The organism is Pantoea nemavictus (assembly GCF_037479095.1).
In the GTDB taxonomy this organism is placed as follows: Bacteria; Pseudomonadota; Gammaproteobacteria; order Enterobacterales; family Enterobacteriaceae; genus Pantoea; species Pantoea nemavictus.
Window position 1 is genome coordinate 1 of sequence record NZ_JBBGZW010000002.1, and the last position, 17,139, is coordinate 17,139.

The 17,139-nt window shown below is 54.4% G+C and carries 15 protein-coding genes; 8 read left to right on the top strand and 7 right to left on the bottom strand.

Features of this window, described 5'->3' with window-relative positions; genetic code table 11:
* Window positions 1-185: 185 nt before the first annotated feature.
* Window positions 186-2,348, bottom strand: a complete 2,163-nt coding sequence (gene fhuE / locus WH298_RS19845; RefSeq protein WP_180823751.1) for a ferric-rhodotorulic acid/ferric-coprogen receptor FhuE — start codon at window positions 2,346-2,348, stop codon at window positions 186-188.
* Between the two features lie 462 nt (window positions 2,349-2,810).
* On the opposite strand from fhuE, the gene WH298_RS19850 reads away from it, so the two are divergent.
* The 5 genes from WH298_RS19850 (at window position 2,811) to WH298_RS19870 (ending at window position 6,110) form a co-directional block, all read left to right on the top strand.
* Complete coding sequence (locus WH298_RS19850) at window positions 2,811-3,899, top strand: YncE family protein (protein WP_007890156.1); 1,089 nt, start codon at window positions 2,811-2,813, stop codon at window positions 3,897-3,899.
* Window positions 3,900-4,013: 114 nt separating this feature from the next.
* Complete coding sequence (locus tag WH298_RS19855; RefSeq protein WP_180823752.1) at window positions 4,014-4,907, top strand: dihydrodipicolinate synthase family protein; 894 nt, start codon at window positions 4,014-4,016, stop codon at window positions 4,905-4,907.
* 121 nt (window positions 4,908-5,028) lie between these two features.
* On the top strand, window positions 5,029-5,244 hold the full coding sequence (locus WH298_RS19860) for a YdgH/BhsA/McbA-like domain containing protein (RefSeq protein WP_007890154.1): 216 nt from the start codon (window positions 5,029-5,031) through the stop codon (window positions 5,242-5,244).
* Window positions 5,245-5,440: 196 nt separating this feature from the next.
* Complete coding sequence (locus tag WH298_RS19865; protein WP_180823753.1) at window positions 5,441-5,656, top strand: YdgH/BhsA/McbA-like domain containing protein; 216 nt, start codon at window positions 5,441-5,443, stop codon at window positions 5,654-5,656.
* 142 nt (window positions 5,657-5,798) lie between these two features.
* Entirely contained in the window at window positions 5,799-6,110 is a 312-nt protein-coding gene (locus WH298_RS19870; RefSeq protein ID WP_180823754.1) for a cupin domain-containing protein, read from the top strand.
* Here the strand turns inward: WH298_RS19870 and WH298_RS19875 are convergent.
* Complete coding sequence (locus tag WH298_RS19875; protein WP_007890151.1) at window positions 6,107-6,856, bottom strand: IclR family transcriptional regulator; 750 nt, start codon at window positions 6,854-6,856, stop codon at window positions 6,107-6,109. The two genes, WH298_RS19870 and WH298_RS19875, sit on opposite strands and share 4 nt — an antisense overlap.
* A gap of 137 nt (window positions 6,857-6,993) precedes the next feature.
* Here WH298_RS19875 and WH298_RS19880 point away from each other — a divergent pair, with 137 nt between their 5' ends.
* Window positions 6,994-8,127, top strand: coding sequence for an MFS transporter (locus tag WH298_RS19880; protein WP_180823755.1), 1,134 nt, complete (start codon window positions 6,994-6,996; stop codon window positions 8,125-8,127).
* A gap of 199 nt (window positions 8,128-8,326) precedes the next feature.
* Here WH298_RS19880 and betA read toward each other — a convergent pair whose 3' ends face one another.
* From betA to betI, 3 genes are read right to left on the bottom strand one after another with little or no spacing between them, the layout of a single operon-like run.
* Window positions 8,327-10,006 (bottom strand): choline dehydrogenase, encoded by a 1,680-nt coding sequence (gene betA / locus WH298_RS19885; RefSeq protein WP_180823756.1) that lies wholly within the window; start codon window positions 10,004-10,006, stop codon window positions 8,327-8,329.
* A 15-nt stretch (window positions 10,007-10,021) separates the two neighbouring features.
* Complete coding sequence (gene betB / locus WH298_RS19890; RefSeq protein ID WP_180823757.1) at window positions 10,022-11,494, bottom strand: betaine-aldehyde dehydrogenase; 1,473 nt, start codon at window positions 11,492-11,494, stop codon at window positions 10,022-10,024.
* Window positions 11,495-11,526: 32 nt separating this feature from the next.
* Entirely contained in the window at window positions 11,527-12,120 is a 594-nt protein-coding gene (betI, locus tag WH298_RS19895) for a transcriptional regulator BetI (protein ID WP_180823758.1), read from the bottom strand.
* A gap of 156 nt (window positions 12,121-12,276) precedes the next feature.
* Between betI and WH298_RS19900 the strand changes: the two genes are divergently transcribed.
* Window positions 12,277-13,851 carry a BCCT family transporter gene (locus WH298_RS19900; protein WP_007890146.1) on the top strand — a complete coding sequence of 525 codons (1,575 nt, stop codon included), beginning with the start codon at window positions 12,277-12,279 and terminating at the stop codon, window positions 13,849-13,851.
* A gap of 34 nt (window positions 13,852-13,885) precedes the next feature.
* Here WH298_RS19900 and WH298_RS19905 read toward each other — a convergent pair whose 3' ends face one another.
* Window positions 13,886-14,578 carry an N-acetylmannosamine-6-phosphate 2-epimerase gene (locus tag WH298_RS19905; protein ID WP_180823759.1) on the bottom strand — a complete coding sequence of 231 codons (693 nt, stop codon included), beginning with the start codon at window positions 14,576-14,578 and terminating at the stop codon, window positions 13,886-13,888.
* On the bottom strand, window positions 14,575-16,134 hold the full coding sequence (locus WH298_RS19910) for a maltose/glucose-specific PTS transporter subunit IIC (protein ID WP_180823760.1): 1,560 nt from the start codon (window positions 16,132-16,134) through the stop codon (window positions 14,575-14,577). The genes WH298_RS19905 and WH298_RS19910 overlap by 4 nt, the downstream gene beginning before the upstream one ends.
* A gap of 154 nt (window positions 16,135-16,288) precedes the next feature.
* Between WH298_RS19910 and WH298_RS19915 the strand changes: the two genes are divergently transcribed.
* Entirely contained in the window at window positions 16,289-17,116 is an 828-nt protein-coding gene (locus WH298_RS19915) for a MurR/RpiR family transcriptional regulator (protein WP_007890143.1), read from the top strand.
* Window positions 17,117-17,139: the final 23 nt, after the last annotated feature.

Here is a 17,139-nt window from a genome sequence, read left to right on the forward strand (position 1 = left end):
CCGGCGGCGATTCGCTCCTGCTCAGCGCCGCCTCTCGCCGCATCCCTGCGGCTCGCCCTGGAATCCCTCACTCGCTCAGCGGGCTGGGATGTCGCCTCAACACCCGCGCTGCAGCAGCAATGCCTATTCCTGAATCATCATCGCTGTAACGCCTGTAGGGTTGCCATTCATGGCGACCTGGATGATCAGAACTGATACGAAACGCTGACTGAGTAGCTGCGCGGCGCGCCATAAACGTAGCTGTTCATGTAGCTGTAATATTCGCGGTCAAACAGGTTATCCACGTTTGCCTGGACCGCCACCTGTTTAGTGACCTGATAACGCGCAAACAGTGATGCCAGTGGAATACTGCCTTGATAAACGCGTACGGTATCGCCGCTGGCATTGGTGGTATCTTCAAACACGCGATTCTGCCAGTTCAGGCCGCCGCCGACCGTGAGATCCGGCAACATCGGCAGTTGATAACGGGTAAACAGTTTGAACGAAGTTTGCGGCTGATAACTGTTGAAACGGCCATCTTTATCACGCGCCACGTAGCGAGTCGCACCAAAAGTGAGCTGCAGATTATCCGTTAGCGCACCGTTTAGCTCAAACTCCGCACCTTTACTCACCGCACCTTTCGCCGGTGCATAAGCCTGTTCGTTGCCGCTCAGGTAGACGCCATTAATCGCCTCACCGACGTTATCCTGTTCGATACGGAATATCGCCATCGTTGCCGTTAAACGACCATCATACCAGGCGGATTTCAGGCCGGTTTCATAGCTTTTACCGGTGACCGGCGACAGATATTTGCCGCTGGTATCGCGATAAGTTTGTGGCAGGAAGACCGAGGTATAGCTGCCGTACGCTGACCAGGTGTCGTTGATGTCATACACTAACCCGGCGTATGGCGTGGTGTTGTTTTTGGTCATGTTGCCGCTGCTGCCGTTGGTGCTCCACTGCGTATAGCGCGCGCCAATAATCAGCGACAGCGGATCGGCCAGCGAGAAACGCGCGGCGGTGTAGGCCGATTTCTGGCGGATAGTATCGTCCGCATTCTGGTACCAACCTTGCCACTGTGGCTCGGCGATATTGCCGTTCCAGCTGTTATTGAAAATGCCCATATCGCCTGTGGCGATGTCATAGTTTTCCAGATCGGTAACGCCATCCTGGCTGTAGGTCGCGTTATGCTGGCGACTGTAGCTGACGCCCGCCATCAACTGATGCTGACGACCAAGCAGTTCAAACGGGCCGCTGGCGTAACCGTCGAAGGAGTCCATCTGACGTTTGCCGCGATCCATGCTGCCGTAACCGGTGGTGCCTGCACCGCTATCCTGATCGGCACTGCCCATCACATACAGCAACTTATCGTTGAAGGTGTTTTCCGCGTGCGTGCCATTGACGTGAATGTTCCAACCGTTATCAAAGTTATGATCGATGTCGGCGAACACTTTGCGTGAATTGGTGTTGTAGCGCGCCCAGTTTGCCGCGGAGTTGAGGCTACGATCGTAATGCGTGGTGGCGTTGTTGCTATAGAACATCGGCAAGCCGCCCCACGTAGGATTGCCGGTGTTGGCATCTTCGTAGTCATAGCCCAGCGACAGCGTGGTGTGCTCGGTGATGTCGGCATCTAGCACGCCGTAAAGGAATTTTTTGGTTTTATGGTAGCGGTCAAGCCAGCTGTCTTCATCGCTATAACCGGTTACTACGCGCCCGCGTAAGCTACCATCCTGATTCAGCGGTGCCGAGAGATCGGCAACGTAACGCTGTTTATTCCAGCTGCCATAGCTGGCGCTTACGCTGCCGGTAAAGGTTTTGCTGTCGGCGTGTTTGCGTACCATGTTGATCGAGGCTGACGGGCTTCCCGCGCCGCTCATCAAACCGGTGGCGCCGCGCACGATCTCAATCCGATCGTAAATCGCGGTATCAGACGCGGCATCACCGTAATTCCAGGTGTCATTGACCGAGGTTGGGATGCCGTCGAAAGAGAAGTTGCTGACTCTAAAGCCGCGTGAATAGTATTCCGAACGTTCGCTGTCGATCAGATTGGTGGAGATGCCGGTGGCATTGGTCAGCACATCGTTTACCGATTGCAGATTCTGATCCTGCATACGCTGCTGCGTTACCACGCTCAACGATTGCGGAACATCACGCGGAGTCAGCAGCATCTTGGTGCCGGCTCGCGTGGTTTTCACTGCGTAATCCTGTTTTTCATTGTTATCACCCTCGCCAGCGGCGGAGGCATCGACCACTAAATCTTGCTGATTCTCGCTGTTGCTGGCTGCGGCCTGCGCCAATGCTGGATTAAGCAGGGCATGAATCGCCATAGCCAGCATGGAGACGGTGAAGGTTTTCCTGATGCCTGACATAAAAATTCCTGTAGATAACGCAAGTTATATGAAGCTGATTCGCTTCAGTTTTTTATGGTGTGCGTCCTTACGCATCAGCCTAAGAGGGCAGAAGGAAGGTCGCGTAAGATGCCACTACGCATTTAATGAGAAGGCCAATGATAATCATTTGCTTTAAAGAATCTCGGAAGGTTTCATTTGTAATTGTAATAATATGTAAACATGACTTATATCAATGAGATAAGCGCAGATATAACCCGTTAATAACTCACGTTTTCATTATTTTTCTGGCAAATACAGAAAGTTTTAGCGCAAAAATTGGTTGAGAAAGGGCGTTAGCCTGCGCAAGAAATAACGCCGGACGGCTAAAAGCGTCGAGAAAGTTGCTAAGTTCATGCTAATGCGTATGATTCTCATTCTTCTTGTATTCTTCCGTGCGCGTAGACGCGCAACGGAGCCGTTCATCCATTGATGGAGTTGAGCATGAAATCGTTATTTAGCCCGCGCAAAGCCGCCGTTGCCGCTGCAATCGTCGCCGCATGCAGCCTGACCGCATGCCAGGCCCCTGCTAAAAAAGCTGAAGCGCCAGCCGCCACCGCTAAGCCGGTTGATACTGCGCTGACCCAACGCACTTTAGGCGATGGCCTGTATGAAATGGCGTACTCGCCAGCTGCGAAAGCGTTATACGTTGCCAGCGCGCAGAGCTTTAAAGACGTCAACGGTGGCGTGATTTATCGTCTCGACCCCACTTCATTAGAGACGAAGGGCGTAACGCATACCGATCTGAAAAACTTCGGCACCGCGATTGATGAGCAAGGTAGCGTGTTCTACACCACCAACTCACTGGACGGCGCGATCTCAAAAGTGGATGCGAATAGCGGCAAAGTGCTCGAACGTTTAGTCTTCCCGGGCAAGAAAGATAAAGAAGGGTATCCGGCAGGCGCACGTGAAGTGCTGTGGCATGGCAATGAGCTGTACGTTGGTCGCGTGGCCGATCCGGGTTATATCTCGGTAGTTGACGTGAAAACCTTCAAGCTGAAGGCCACCATCCAGAATGCGGGCAAATGGGTAACCGGCATCATCTATTCACCGCTGACTGAGCGCATTTACGCCACTAACGGCGCGGGCGAGATTCTGGTGATCAATCCACGTAGCCACAAGATTGAGAAGCGCTGGACTGCAGGCGACGGCAAAGAGTACCTGTTCCTGAATATGGCGGAAGATCCTGCAACCGGTCGTCTGTTTGTCACCGACGATTCCAAAGGCAAAGCTACGCTGGTGTTTGATGAGCGCACCGGCAAAGTGATTAAACGTATTGAAGGTGATGCGCTGGGTATCAAGTTCAACGCCAAGCGTAATGAGATCTACATCAGCCAGCGCGAATCGAAAAAAGTGCTGCAGCTGGATGCGACAACTTACGCAGTGAAAAACAGCTGGTCGTTTGATAACAATCCAAACAGCCTGCTGATTGGCCCAGATAACAATACGTTGTATGTCACGTTGAAAGCGGAGTTCAACAAAGACTCCTCAACCAAAGGCCAGGATCAGATTGCACGTATCGCCCTGAAATAAGATTTTAGTTTCAGCGTAAAATCATGCCCTCGGAAGAGGGCATTTTTGTTTCTGCTGGCTTATAACCTTGCTGGATATGATTCCTCTCATTTTTATCTCTATAAGGCGCTGGCTATGTTTACAGGACTGAGTGCGTTTCCACTAACTCCGCTGAATGCTTCAGGTATTGACGAAAAAGCGTTTCTCAACATCCTCAAACGCTTAACTGATGCGAAAGTGGATTCGCTCGGCGTGCTGGGTTCAACCGGCAGTTATGCCTATTTCACGCGTGAACAGCGCAAGCGTATTGCGACGCTGGCGGTGCAGCATGCGGATAATATTCCGGTGATGGTGAGCATTGGCGCGATGAGCACAGATGAAGTGTTGCGACTGGCAGATGATGCGCAGCAGGCCGGTGCCAGCGCGTTATTATTACCGGCGCTTTCTTACCAGAAACTCAGTGATGAAGAGGTGTTTGGGCTTTATCAGGATGTCACGCGACAGGTTTCGCTGCCGATCTGCATTTACGACAATCCTGGTACCACCCACGTTGTGTTTTCCGATGCGCTGCATGCGCGAATCGCTACGCTGCCCAATATCGCCTCAATCAAAATTCCAGGCGTACCGGCAGATATTGCCGCCGCCACGCAACGTGTAAAGTCACTGCGCGCTCAATTACCCGCCAGCGTCACGATTGGCGTCAGCGGCGATGCGTTTGCGGGGCCCGGCCTGATCGCCGGTTGCGACCTGTGGTATTCGGTATGTGGTGGACTGTTCCCGCGTACCGCCAAAGCATTGGCTGATGCTGCGATGAATGAAGATTTCGCGGCCGTTGCTGCCCAGGCACAGCGTCTGGATCCGCTTTGGGCGCTATTTACCCAACACGGCGGCAGTTTGCGCGTCATCGCCGCGGCAGCGGGCATCCTGGGATTAACTGAGATGAATTGTTTACCGCGACCGTTGCGCTCGCTGGCGGCGGCGGATGTGGCAGAGATACAAAAAGTGATCGCCAAGCTGGATTTGGCATAGTTATAGTTAGCTGATTAACTGTGATCGCACTAATAGTTAATCTGATAATAGTTTCAGTGGTTATTATTGATTCCATCGAAGGCGCACAGCCTTAACATCAGACAACCAAAGGAATATGACCATGAAAACGATTAAAACACTGACTATCGCTGCTGCCGCTGCTCTTTCACTGATGTCTGCTGCTAGCTTCGCACAAACTGTTTCAGCCACTTCACTTACTCTTGATGGTGCTGAAGCTAAAATTGCTGCGCAGGCTAAACAGAATGGCGAGCAGTACAAAATTTTGGAAGCCAGCAACGGTAATGTTGTGCATATGACTGCTGAACTTTACAAATAACGGATGGTTGCATACGGATATGCCAGAACAGGTCGCCTACGGGCGGCCTTTTTTGTATATGAAACCCATCTAAGCGTATAGTTACGTAAGTTATCGTGATCGCACTAATGGTTAATATTGAAACGATAACTAGAGTTATTATTGTTTCCATCGAAGGCACACAGCCTTCTTATTTAAACCACTAAGGATTATGACCATGAAAACCATCAAAACACTGTCTATCGCCGCTGTTGCTGCTTTTTCAATGATGTCTGCTGCCAGCTTTGCACAGAGCGTATCCGTTGAGTCTTCTACCCTTGACGGTGCTGAAGCCAAAATTGCTGCTCAGGCACAAGAGCAGGGCGCTCAGTACAAAATTACTGAAGCGAACACCAACAACCGCGTTCACATGACTGCAGAGCTGTACAAATAAGTTAGCTACACAAGCAGTTGTGTTAAGGCCGCCTACGGGCGGCTTTGCTGTTTCTGAATGTCCGTAAATGGTCTGCGTGTGTCCCGCGACAGCTCAATACTGTGTGTATCATCAACGCAGCACTTACTTAATCGGACATCGCATGAAAACCATCATCACTAAAAACTTCACCCCGTCCAAAGCCTGGCAAGCCTTAGACATCGCTAACTTCGCCGGCACCAGCGTGCGCTTACACTGGACGAATCAACCCTACAAATGGCATATCAATGATGGCGAAGAGGTCTTCGCGGTGCTGGATGGCGCGGTGGAAATGCATTACCGCGAAAGCGGTGACGTGAAGAAAGTGCTGCTCAATACGGGCGACATCTTTTACGCCAGCATCGGTACTGAGCATGTGGCACATCCGCAGGGAGAAGCACGCGTTCTGGTGATTGAAAAAGAAGATTCGATCTAACGCGCCAGCAGCGCCTCAATTTCCGCTTTTGCTTGTAGCAGTGCAGCCAGTAAATGCGCAAACTGCTCATCAAAACGTAATGCCGGTGCGGCAATGGCTAAGGCATAGCGCTCGCCGACGCCGGTTTGCAGCGCCACGCTGATGCCGCACACTCCGCGTGCATGTTCTTCGCGATCAACCGCATAACCCTGCTGGCGAATAATCGCTATCTCTTTAAGCAGCAGCTTACGATCCTGCATCGTCTTCCCGGTTCGAACCTCCTGCAACTGTGGCAGCAGCGCCTGCAGCGTATCTTCTGCTTGCTCCGCCAGTAATGCTTTGCCATGCGCCGCGCAGTGCGAAGGAAATGCGGTGCTGACCGGCGACGCCACGCGCAACTCCTGATCCGAAACCACCTGACTCACCAGCACGGTATGCGTGCCGCGCCAGACGCAGAGGTCAACCGTTTCGCGCGTGCGGCGTCCCAGCGTCGCCATCGCTGGCTGCGACAGCGTAATAATATCGGTATGTGCTGAGGCGGCAAGACGCGCCAGTGCCGGGCCGAGTTTGATGCCGTCGCTATCCTGCAATAAAAGCTGCTGCGCGATCAATGAAGACACCAGCCGATGCACCGTAGTGCGCGGCAGGTCGGTGATCTTCGCTAACGCGGCGATCGATAATCCCGCCGGACGATCTTCCAGCGCCCGCAGAATGGTTGCAGCGCGCGCAATAACTTGTGATCCATTACTCTCTGTTTCCACACTCATTTTTTATCATTCCGCGCGATTTTAGCTGGCATCACTATAGCATGTTGCGGTGCGGTGATTGACAGCGCTAGCAATTCCTCCAACACTGGTGTCCATTATTTGGTTTTATGTCCATTATTCGGGCACCAGGAGAGTGTGTGTCATCCATTAAACGAACCGGCGCCTTTTCGCTGCTGGCGGTCAGCTGCCTGACGATTATGGTGGGATGTGTCATCGTGCCCGGCCTTAGCGAAATCGCCGCACAGCTTGGCGTTAGTAATATGGCCAACTGGCTGGTCACACTCCCTTCACTCGGCGTGGTGCTGGCGGGGCCGCTCGCGGGCCGCGCCATCGATCGCTGGGGCGCTTATACGCTTTTGCTGATCGGATTGCTCTGTTATGGCTTGCTCGGTGTCGCCGGCGCGTGGTTACCAGGCGCCGGGCTGCAAATTATCGACCGTTTACTGCTGGGAGGCGCCACGGCGGTCGTGATGGCGGCGGGCACCAGCCTGATTGCCAGTTTCTACGCGGGAGAGACTCGCTTAGCGATGATGGCGCGGCAGGGCATGGCCATAGAGTTGGGCGGCGTACTGTTTCTTTTTCTGGGCGGCATTCTGGCTTCCATTAGCTGGCGCTGGCCCTATTTTCTCTATCTTTTTGCCTGGCTGATGTTGCTAATGGTGGTGATCACCGTGCCGCGTCCGCCGCAGCCGCCAGCTTCTCTGGAGATTAATCATTCAGCGCAGAACAGCGATCGCCAACTGCGCCCGGTGTTGCTGGCCGCGCTCTGTTCGATGATGTGCTTTTTTACCGCCGTCATTATGCTGCCGCAGCGCTTTGCCATGATGGGGATTGATGCCGCGCAAATTGGTTATTTTCTCTCGTTTGTTTCGTTGGTGGCGGTGCTGGCGGCCGCGATCATGCCGGATGTCGCGCAGCGATTCGGCAGTTATACGACGTTAGTGATGGCATTTGTCTGTTATCTGCTGGCGCATCTGGAGTTTGCCGCGGCTCCTAACATGGTGCTGTTTATTCCGGGCGGTATATTGCTGGGGATAGGGTTCGGCTTGTCGATTCCGCTGGTTAATCATATGACGGTGAACATCAGCCAGCCACACGCAAGGGGGCGCCAGCTGGCACGTTTATCGATGGCAATCTTCTCTGGTCAGTTTCTCGCGGCATTCATGGCCTGGCTGCCCGGTGGCTTCGCCAGCGCTTTTGTGGCGGCGGCGCTGCTCGCGGCAATCAACGTTTTTGCCATGGGCAAAGTTGGTCGGACATCCTCCCTCTGATTAATGAATCGTGCGAAAAATGACCGCATGCGTGCATCGAGCGCTGTATGCAGTGATGCGAGTTTTATCCACAGGATAACGTCGACTCTACGCACGGGGATTGTGGATAACCTTGAGTGGTTGGTTTTTTTACGTGTAAGGCGGACCAATCCGCAAAAAAAAGGGTTCATATTCAATGAACCCTTTCAGCTTGATTTGATTACTGCGGCTGGCGGCGCACCGGCGCGCCATTGGCAACGTAGTAAGGCACTGTTACGCGCGGTAAAGCAGGACGACCACGAATCATATCGGCAATTTTCTCGGCGATCATTATGGTCGGCGCGTTTAAGTTACCGGTGGTGATTTGCGGCATGATCGAGGCATCCACCACGCGCAGAGCTTCAACGCCATGCACTTTACCGTCATTACCCACCACGGCCATGTCGTGATAGCCCATGGCATTCGAGCACGACGGGTGATAAGCGGTTTCTGCATGTTCGCGCACGAATTTATCCAGCTCTTCATCACTTTGTACCGCCAAACCCGGCGATATCTCGCGGCCACGGAACGGATCCAGGGCACGCTGAGCGATAATTTCACGGGTAAGACGAATCGCTGCGCGGAATTCACGCCAATCCTGATCGTCCGACATGTAGTTGAACAAGATGCTCGGATGCGCGTTAGGATCTTTCGACGTGACGTGAACGCGTCCACGGCTGGGCGATCGCATTGAACCGACGTGCGCCTGGAAGCTGTGCGTTTTAATCGGGTTCGAGCCGTTGTAATTAATCGCTACCGGTAGGAAGTGATATTGAATATTCGGCCACTCGAACTCTTCGTCAGAACGAATAAATCCACCCGCTTCAAACTGATTGCTGGCACCGATACCGCTGCCATTAAATAGCCATTCGGCACCAATCGCAGGTTGATTGTGCAGTTTAAGCGCAGGCGCCAGTGAAACCGGCTGCTTACACTCATATTGCAGATACATTTCCAGGTGATCCTGCAGGTTAGCGCCAACGCCCGGCAGGTGGTGAACCAACGGAATATCCAGACTTTTCAATAAGTCCGCCGGACCTACGCCCGAACGCTGCAACACCTGAGGTGAGGCGATCGCTCCCGCGCACAGCAGCACTTCACGACGCGCACGCGCCTCATGCGGCACCTCTTTTTGCAGCCATTTGACGCCGCAGGCGCGCTTGTTATCAAACACAATGCGGTCGGTCAGCGCGTGCACTTCTATCGTCAGGTTGGGACGTGAACGGGCCTGATCGAGATAGCCGCGTGCAGTACTGGCGCGACGACCTTTCGGCGTCACCGTTCTGTCCATCGGACCGAACCCTTCCTGCTGATAACCGTTCAGATCATCGGTACGCGGATAGCCCGCCTGCACGCCGGCTTCCACCATCGCGTGGAACAGCACGTTATTGTCGGATTTAGGGGTGGTTACGCTGACAGGGCCACAATCGCCATGATAATCATTGCCACCGATATCGCGGCGCTCTGCGGCTTTGAAGTAGGGCAGGCAGTCGAGATAGCTCCAGTTTTCCAGACCCGGTTGCTTCGCCCAGTTATCGTAATCCATTGCATTGCCACGGATGTAGCACATGCCGTTGATCAGCGACGAACCGCCGAGTCCTTTGCCGCGTCCGCACTCCATGCGACGATTATTCATATGCGGTTCAGGATCGGTCTGATACGCCCAGTTATAGCGGCGTCCCTGCAAAGGGAAGGCGAGGGCCGCAGGCATTTGCGTGCGGAAATCCTGACGGTAATCCGGGCCACCGGCCTCTAATAACAGCACGCTGACGTTCGCGTCCTCGGTCAGGCGCGTGGCCAGTACGTTGCCGGCTGAACCGGCACCAATAATAATGTAGTCATACTCCCTGGTGATGCTCATCATGCGTTCCTTCGATTAAAACACGGAGCTGAACGGGTTCAGTTCAACCTGGATAGATTTGATACGGGTGTAATGGGCAAGGGTTGAAATACCGTTTTCGCGGCCAACACCGGATTGCTTATAACCGCCAACCGGCATTTGCGCAGGTGATTCGCCCCAGCTATTGATCCAGCAGATGCCCGCTTCAAGGCGGTGGATCACGCGGTGTGCGGTGGCCAGATCTCGGGTTACCACACCCGCCGCCAGGCCAAAGTGCGTATCATTCGCGCGGCGAATCACTTCCTCTTGGTCGTCATAGGTCAGGATGCTCATCACCGGGCCAAAGATCTCCTCTTTGACGATGGTGTGATGGTCTTCGCAATCGGTGAAAATGGTCGGCTGTACCCATGCACCTTGCGCGTAGGCGCCCTGCGTTTCGCGCGCACCGCCAATCAGGACGTTAGCGCCTTCCTGCTTACCGAGTTCGATGTAGCGCAGGACATTTTCCATATGCGCGAAGCTCACCAGCGGACCAAAATTGGTGTCGGCATCCATTGGCTGACCGAGACGGATACGTTGAGCGCGCACCAGCAGCGCTTGTTCCAGCGCCGTTTTTTGCGAACGATGCACGAAGACGCGTGTACCGTTGGTGCACACCTGGCCGGAGCTGTAGAAGTTCGCCATCATGGCGATATCTGCGGCTTGCTCAATATCGGCATCCGGTAAAATCAGCAGCGGGGATTTGCCGCCCAGCTCCATGGTTACGTCTTTTAGTGTTGATCCTGCCGCACTCGCCATCACTTTTTTGCCGGTTTCGATGCCGCCCGTGAACGAGATTTTCGCAATGCGCGGATGTTCGGTCAGCCATTGGCCCACTTCACGTCCGGCGCCCTGTACCACGTTAAATACGCCGTCTGGCAGGCCGGCTTCGGTGTAGATTTGGGCCAGTTTCAACACGCTGAGCGGCGTGACTTCGCTTGGCTTGAAGATCATTGCGTTGCCGGCAGCCAGCGCCGGTGCAGATTTCCACAGCGCGATTTGAATCGGATAGTTCCACGCGCCGATACCCGCCGTGACGCCCAGCGGCTCACGACGTGTATAGAAGAAGCTGGTGTCGCGCAGTGGATACTGTTCACCCTCGATGATGGTCGCCAGTCCGGCGTAATACTCCAGCACATCGGCGCCGGTGACGATATCCACAGCGGAGGTTTCAGAGTAGGGTTTGCCGGTATCGAGGGTTTCCAGCTCCGCCAGTTCGTCATTGCGTTCACGCAGGATAGCAACGGCTCGCAGCAGAATGCGCGAGCGCTCGGTGGCGGTCATTGCCGCCCAGATACGCTGGCCGCGCTCAGCACTGGCTACCGCACGTTCGACGTCGGCTTGCGTGGCACGTTGTACCTGTGCCAGCACCTCGCCGTTGGCGGGGTTGATGGTTTCAAACGTCTCTTTGCCACTGGCATCGGTCAACTGACCATCAATGTAGAGTTGTTGTAGGGGATACTTTGCCATTCTTGTCTGTTCCTTAGCTTTTGGCTCTTTTGTTACGCAACTGGCAGCATTGCCAGTTTTTCCTCGACATAGTCGCGGGCGATCGAACATGCCTGCTCTACATCAAAATCCTTTCCGGTCAGACTGCCGCGCAGCCACAGGCCATCAATCAACGCCGCCAGTCCACGTGCCGATTTGCGCGCCAGCTCTGGCGACATCACCTGGCGAAACTGCCAGCAAATATTCGAGTAAAGACGCCGATCGTTAAGGCGTTGCAGGCGGCGCAGTTCGCTGTTGTGCATACTCGCGGCCCAAAAGTCGAGCCAGGCGCGCATTGAATTGGCGCTGGTTTGGCTGGGATGGAAGTTGGCATCGATGATGGCAAAAAGCTGCGCGCGAACATCTTGCCTCGGGGCGTTGACCCGGCATTCCGCAATGCCATCGCGCAGATCGCGCAGGATCTTGCGCATGGTGGCGTTTAACAATCCCTCTTTGTCACCGAAGTAATGACTGACGATACCGGTAGACATGCCGGCCTCCCTGGCCACCTGCGACAGGGTGATTCCCGCCAGCCCTATGTCGCCGATGGTTTCAAATGCGGCGTTAATCAGCTGCTCTTTGCGTTTTTCGGGAATTTCTTTGCGCACCGTCAAGACTCCGCTTGTTTTTATTGGAATGTTTATTGATTGATTGAACGTTCAATCAATGTACTTTATGCTGCATAAATGTCAAATAAATGTGGTCGAATGTTAACTATATGTTGCCATCCGGAACCGCTGTTTACCTGTACCAGGAAGAGAACCATGACAGTGAAGAGTCATAGCCCCATCAAAGTAGAAGAAGAACCGATCCGCGTTAACTTCGCGGTGTTTCTGAGTTCAGCCAGCGTGATTCTGGTGCTGGCCTTTATGATCGTGCTGTATCCCTCGGCGAGTCAGAAATGGCTAAACCACGCCCAACTCTGGGTGGCGGATATGTTTGGCTGGTATTACATGCTGCTGATGGTGGTGTGTATGGTGTTTGTTTTCTGGCTGGCGTTATCCCGCTTTGGTCAACTCAAACTCGGCCATGACGATGAAAAACCGCAGTTTGGCTATGCCTCGTGGGTCGCCATGCTGTTCTCGGCGGGCATTGGTATCGCGCTGGTCTATTACGGTGCTTATGAACCGCTCGACCATTTCCTGCAACCGCCGGAAGGTCAGGGTGGAACGGTTGAAGCGGCGCGTCAGGCGATGGCGATTACCTTCTTACATTGGGGCCTGCATGGCTGGGCGCTATACGCCTTAATCGCCACGGCGCTGGCGTGGTTTGCCTATCGCCGCGATCTGCCGCTCGCCTTGCGTTCCGCGCTCTATCCGCTGTTTGGTAAGCGGATTCATGGCTGGATTGGGCATTTGGTTGATAGCTTTGGCATCCTGGTGACGGTGATCTCGATGGTGACCAACCTCGGCATCGGCGCGCTGCTGGTGAACTCCGGCCTCAACTATCTCTTCCACATTCCGCAAAACACTAACGTGTTGATGATATTAATCGTGCTGATGATGGTCGTGGCGACGCTGGCGGCAGTAACCGGAGTAGAGAAAGGGATTGCGATGTTATCCAACATCAACGTCGGTTTTCTTTGCCTGCTGTTGCTGTTTGTGTTCGTTGCCGGACCGACGATGACGTTGGTCAACGGCATGATGCAAAACGTCGGCGATTATCTGACCTCGATTGTCGGCAAGAGCTTCAATCTCTACCTGTATGGTAAAGCTCGCCAATGGCAGGGCGCCTGGACGCTGTTCTACTGGGCGTGGTGGGTTGCCTGGGCGCCCTTTGTTGGTCTGTTCATCGCGCGTATTTCCAAAGGCCGTACGATTCGTGAATTGATCTTCGGTGTGCTATTGATTCCGCTCGGCTTTACTCTCGCATGGCTGTCGCTGTTTGGTAATACCGCGATCAGTCTGGTGCTGGAGGGCGGTCATGCCATTCTTGGTCAGGTGGCGCTGAGCGATCCGCCGATGGCCGTGTTCAAACTGTTTGAGTATCTGCCGTTTACCCAGTTGGTCGCCGGATTCACCATCCTCATCAGCTTCGTGCTGTTCCTGACGCCAGTGGATTCCGGCACGCTGATGATTGCCAATCTATCAAGCAAAGGCGGCGGCGTGAGCGACGATGCACCGGCGTGGCTGCGTATCTTCTGGGCATGCGTCACCACGTTGGTGTGTGCCGGTTTACTGTATGCGGGCAGCTTCAGTGCGATGCAAACCGCGGTAGTGCTGTGTGGATTGCCGTTCTCACTTGTTATCGTGCTGTATATGGCAAGTCTGTATAAAGATCTGCATCAGATGGCACCGTCTGAAGTTGCCGCCGTGGTGAATGAGAAAACCACGCAGTAACCCGTTAAGGTGCCCAGTGATGGGCACCTTATGGTTATTTACTGATGGCATTCACAAAGCGGCGGGTAATCTGCTGTGGGCGGGTAATCGCGCCGCCCACCACCACCGCGTGCGCGCCCAACGCCAGGCAATGCGCCGCCATTTCTGGTGATTCAACATTCCCCTCGGCAATCACCGGCACGGTTACCGCTGCCAGTACCTCGCGCAGGAATCGACAATCATCAGCCGCCAAATAGCAGCCTTGGGTTTCCCTGGTGTAACCGTGCAGCGTAGTGCCGACACAATCAAAGCCTAACTGCGAGGCCTGGCGCGCTTCATCCACGGTGGCAATGTCGGCCATCAACAGTAACTGCGGATAGCGCTGACGAATCGCCGTCACCAATTCTGGCAGCTGCAACTCGCCGGGACGTGCATGCAGCGTGGCATCCAGCGCCACCATCGCTGGATTGGCCGCCATCAACTCATCCACTTCGCGTAAGGTGGCGGTGATGTAGACATCGCTGCCGGGATAATCGCGTTTGATGATGGCGATAATCGGCAGATCCACGGTTTGCATAATCTGCTGCACGTCGATCAGGCTGTTGGCGCGAATCGCTGCTGCGCCACCTTCCATCGCGGCTAATGCCATGCGCGACATAATAAAGGGGCTGTGTAGCGGCTCATCTTCCAGAGCCTGACACGAGACCACCAGTTTTCCTTTAATCTGTGCCAGCATCGGTGCTTTCATAGCGCAAGTAACTCCTCTACTTCATTTTTGATAATGGTGACGTGCGGGCCGTAAATGACCTGTACGCCTTTGCCACGTTGGATCACGGCGCGTGCGCCAGTGGCTTTCAATCCGACTTCATCCAGTTTGCTGCTATCAATGAGCGTGATACGCAAGCGCGTGGCGCAGCAATCCAGTTCGCTAATGTTCTCTTTGCCACCCAGTGCAGCGATCACCTGTTGCGGACGCTCGCCGGCCACCATCGGCGCGCTTTCAAGCTGCGCATCTTCACGGCCCGGCGTTTTGAAATTGAAGCGGGTAATCAGCAGGCGGAAGGTGAAGTAATAGAGCAGGAACCACGGCACGCCGACCAGCGGGACGTACCACCAATGGGTTTTGGCTTCGCCCTGCAACACGCCGAACAGGATGAAATCGATCAATCCGCCGGAGAAAGTCTGGCCAATGGTGATGTGCAGGATGTGGGCGATCATAAATGCCAGGCCATCGAACAGCGCGTGAATGACATACAGCACCGGCGCGACAAACAGGAATGAGAACTCGATCGGTTCAGTGATGCCGGTGAGGAAGGAGGTCAGCGCCGCAGAGAGTAACAAGCCGGCGACGCGTTGGCGGTTTTCCGGTTTGGCGGTGTGATACATCGCCAGACACGCGCCAATCAGGCCAAACATCATGGTGATAAAGCGCCCCGACATAAAGCGCGACGTGCCAACGTAAAACTGCTGGGTAGCGGGGTCGGCCAGCTGGGCAAAGAAGATGCGCTGCGTGCCTTCCACCAACTGCCCATTGATCACTTCGCTGCCACCGAGCGCGGTGGTCCAGAACGGCAGATAAAAGATGTGATGCAGGCCGAACGGGCCGAGCATGCGCAGCACGAAGCCGTAGATAAAGGTGCCAAAATAGCCGGTGGCATCAACTAAGCCGCCAAGGCCAAAAATCAATTTCTGGAAATGCGGCCAGACGATGGTCATCGCCGCACCCACCAGAATAGCGACGAACGAGCTGATAATCGGCACGAAGCGCGAACCGCCAAAGAAGCCGAGGAACTGCGGCAGGGCAATCTTGTTGTAGCGGTTATGCAGCATGGCGGTCACCAGCCCGATAACCACGCCGCCAAACACGCCGGTCTCCAGCGTCTGAATGCCGAGCGCCATTCCTTGTCCCACCGCGCTGAGATTGTCCTGCGCCAGCACGCCGGTCAGCGTCAGCAGCGCATTGATGGTGGCATTCATCACCAGATAGGCCAGCAGAGAGGCAAGTCCCGCGGTGCCTTTGTCACTTTTCGCCAGCCCAACTGCGACGCCTACCGCAAACAGCACCGCCAGGTTGGCGAACACCACGGAACCGGCACTCGCCATGATGGTGAAAACGCCTTGTAACCAGGCGACATCGAGAAAAGGGTAAGCCTTAACGGTATTAGGATTGGAAAGGGCACCGCCAATGCCCAGCAGCAAACCGGCGGCGGGTAAGACGGCAATAGGCAACATAAACGACTTGCCAAAGCGTTGGGCTTTTTCAAACCAACCGCCTGAAGAGGTAGCGCTGAACAGTGATGACATAAATTTTTATCCCTGAAGTGTGTTTGTGGTAAAAATTATTACCACAATCTAATTCATCGGTTGGAAATTTCCATCATTATTGTGATAGCTTTCACTTATGCCCTAATCTGCTGCACACTGTGCCGCATAAATGACGTGTAGAAGGAAGGTCGCCATGACGGACAATGAAAACATCTTGCTGCACCTGCGCCAGGCGTTGCCGGGCTATAGCCCAACGCTGCAAAAGTTGGGCGATTTTATTCTCACCGATGCGCAAAAAGTGTTGTATCTCACCATTACCGAGCTGGCGCGCGAAACGGAAACCAGTGAAGCCAGCGTGACGCGTTTGTGCCGTCATCTGGGCTGCAAAGGCTATACCGAATTCAAAATGGCGCTGGCGCTGGATGTGCAGCACAATCAGCCAGCAGCGATGGCCAGCGGTGACAGCATCGATATGCTGGTTGAGGAGACGGTGCAGGCGCTGCGTGATACCGGAAAATTCATCAACCGCGAGGTGCTGCAGCACGCGGTGGAGGCGCTGCATCAGGCCAAAACCATCCAGATTTATGGCGTGGCGGCCAGCGCGATTACCGGTGAATATCTGCATTATCGTCTTTTGCGCCTGGGAAAATCGGCGCAATTATTTGGTGACATGCACCGCGCGGCGATGAATGCTTCGACGCTACAAGAGGGCGATTTAGTCATCGCTATCTCGGCATCTGGCTCGACGAAGGATGTGATGCACGTGGTGAAAGTGGCGAAAAAGCAGCATGCGCGCGTGCTGATGCTGAGCAATACGCTGCGCAGTCCGATGGGCAATTTAGCCGATATGTTGCTGGTGGCGGCGCGTCCGGAAGGACCGTTCAACGCGGGCGCGTTGAGCGGCAAAGTGGGCGCGATGATGCTGGTAGAAGTGTTGATAAATGAATTAATGACGCACGATGCGCGTTACCTGGCGGCCAGCCAGCAAACGGCCAGCGCAACCTTGCCGATGCTGATCTGAGTTATATGCTTGACGGTCGCCAT

Coding starts and splice junctions, on each gene's coding strand:
- WH298_RS19860 (WP_007890154.1), top strand. CDS start 5,029: ATGAAAACGATTAAAACACTGACTATCGCTGCTGCCGCTGCTCTTTCA.
- WH298_RS19850 (WP_007890156.1), top strand. CDS start 2,811: ATGAAATCGTTATTTAGCCCGCGCAAAGCCGCCGTTGCCGCTGCAATC.
- betB (WP_180823757.1), bottom strand. CDS start 11,494: ATGGCAAAGTATCCCCTACAACAACTCTACATTGATGGTCAGTTGACC.
- betA (WP_180823756.1), bottom strand. CDS start 10,006: ATGAGCATCACCAGGGAGTATGACTACATTATTATTGGTGCCGGTTCA.
- WH298_RS19910 (WP_180823760.1), bottom strand. CDS start 16,134: ATGTCATCACTGTTCAGCGCTACCTCTTCAGGCGGTTGGTTTGAAAAA.
- WH298_RS19870 (WP_180823754.1), top strand. CDS start 5,799: ATGAAAACCATCATCACTAAAAACTTCACCCCGTCCAAAGCCTGGCAA.
- fhuE (WP_180823751.1), bottom strand. CDS start 2,348: ATGTCAGGCATCAGGAAAACCTTCACCGTCTCCATGCTGGCTATGGCG.
- WH298_RS19875 (WP_007890151.1), bottom strand. CDS start 6,856: ATGAGTGTGGAAACAGAGAGTAATGGATCACAAGTTATTGCGCGCGCT.
- WH298_RS19855 (WP_180823752.1), top strand. CDS start 4,014: ATGTTTACAGGACTGAGTGCGTTTCCACTAACTCCGCTGAATGCTTCA.
- WH298_RS19905 (WP_180823759.1), bottom strand. CDS start 14,578: ATGAAAGCACCGATGCTGGCACAGATTAAAGGAAAACTGGTGGTCTCG.
- WH298_RS19915 (WP_007890143.1), top strand. CDS start 16,289: ATGACGGACAATGAAAACATCTTGCTGCACCTGCGCCAGGCGTTGCCG.
- WH298_RS19865 (WP_180823753.1), top strand. CDS start 5,441: ATGAAAACCATCAAAACACTGTCTATCGCCGCTGTTGCTGCTTTTTCA.
- WH298_RS19900 (WP_007890146.1), top strand. CDS start 12,277: ATGACAGTGAAGAGTCATAGCCCCATCAAAGTAGAAGAAGAACCGATC.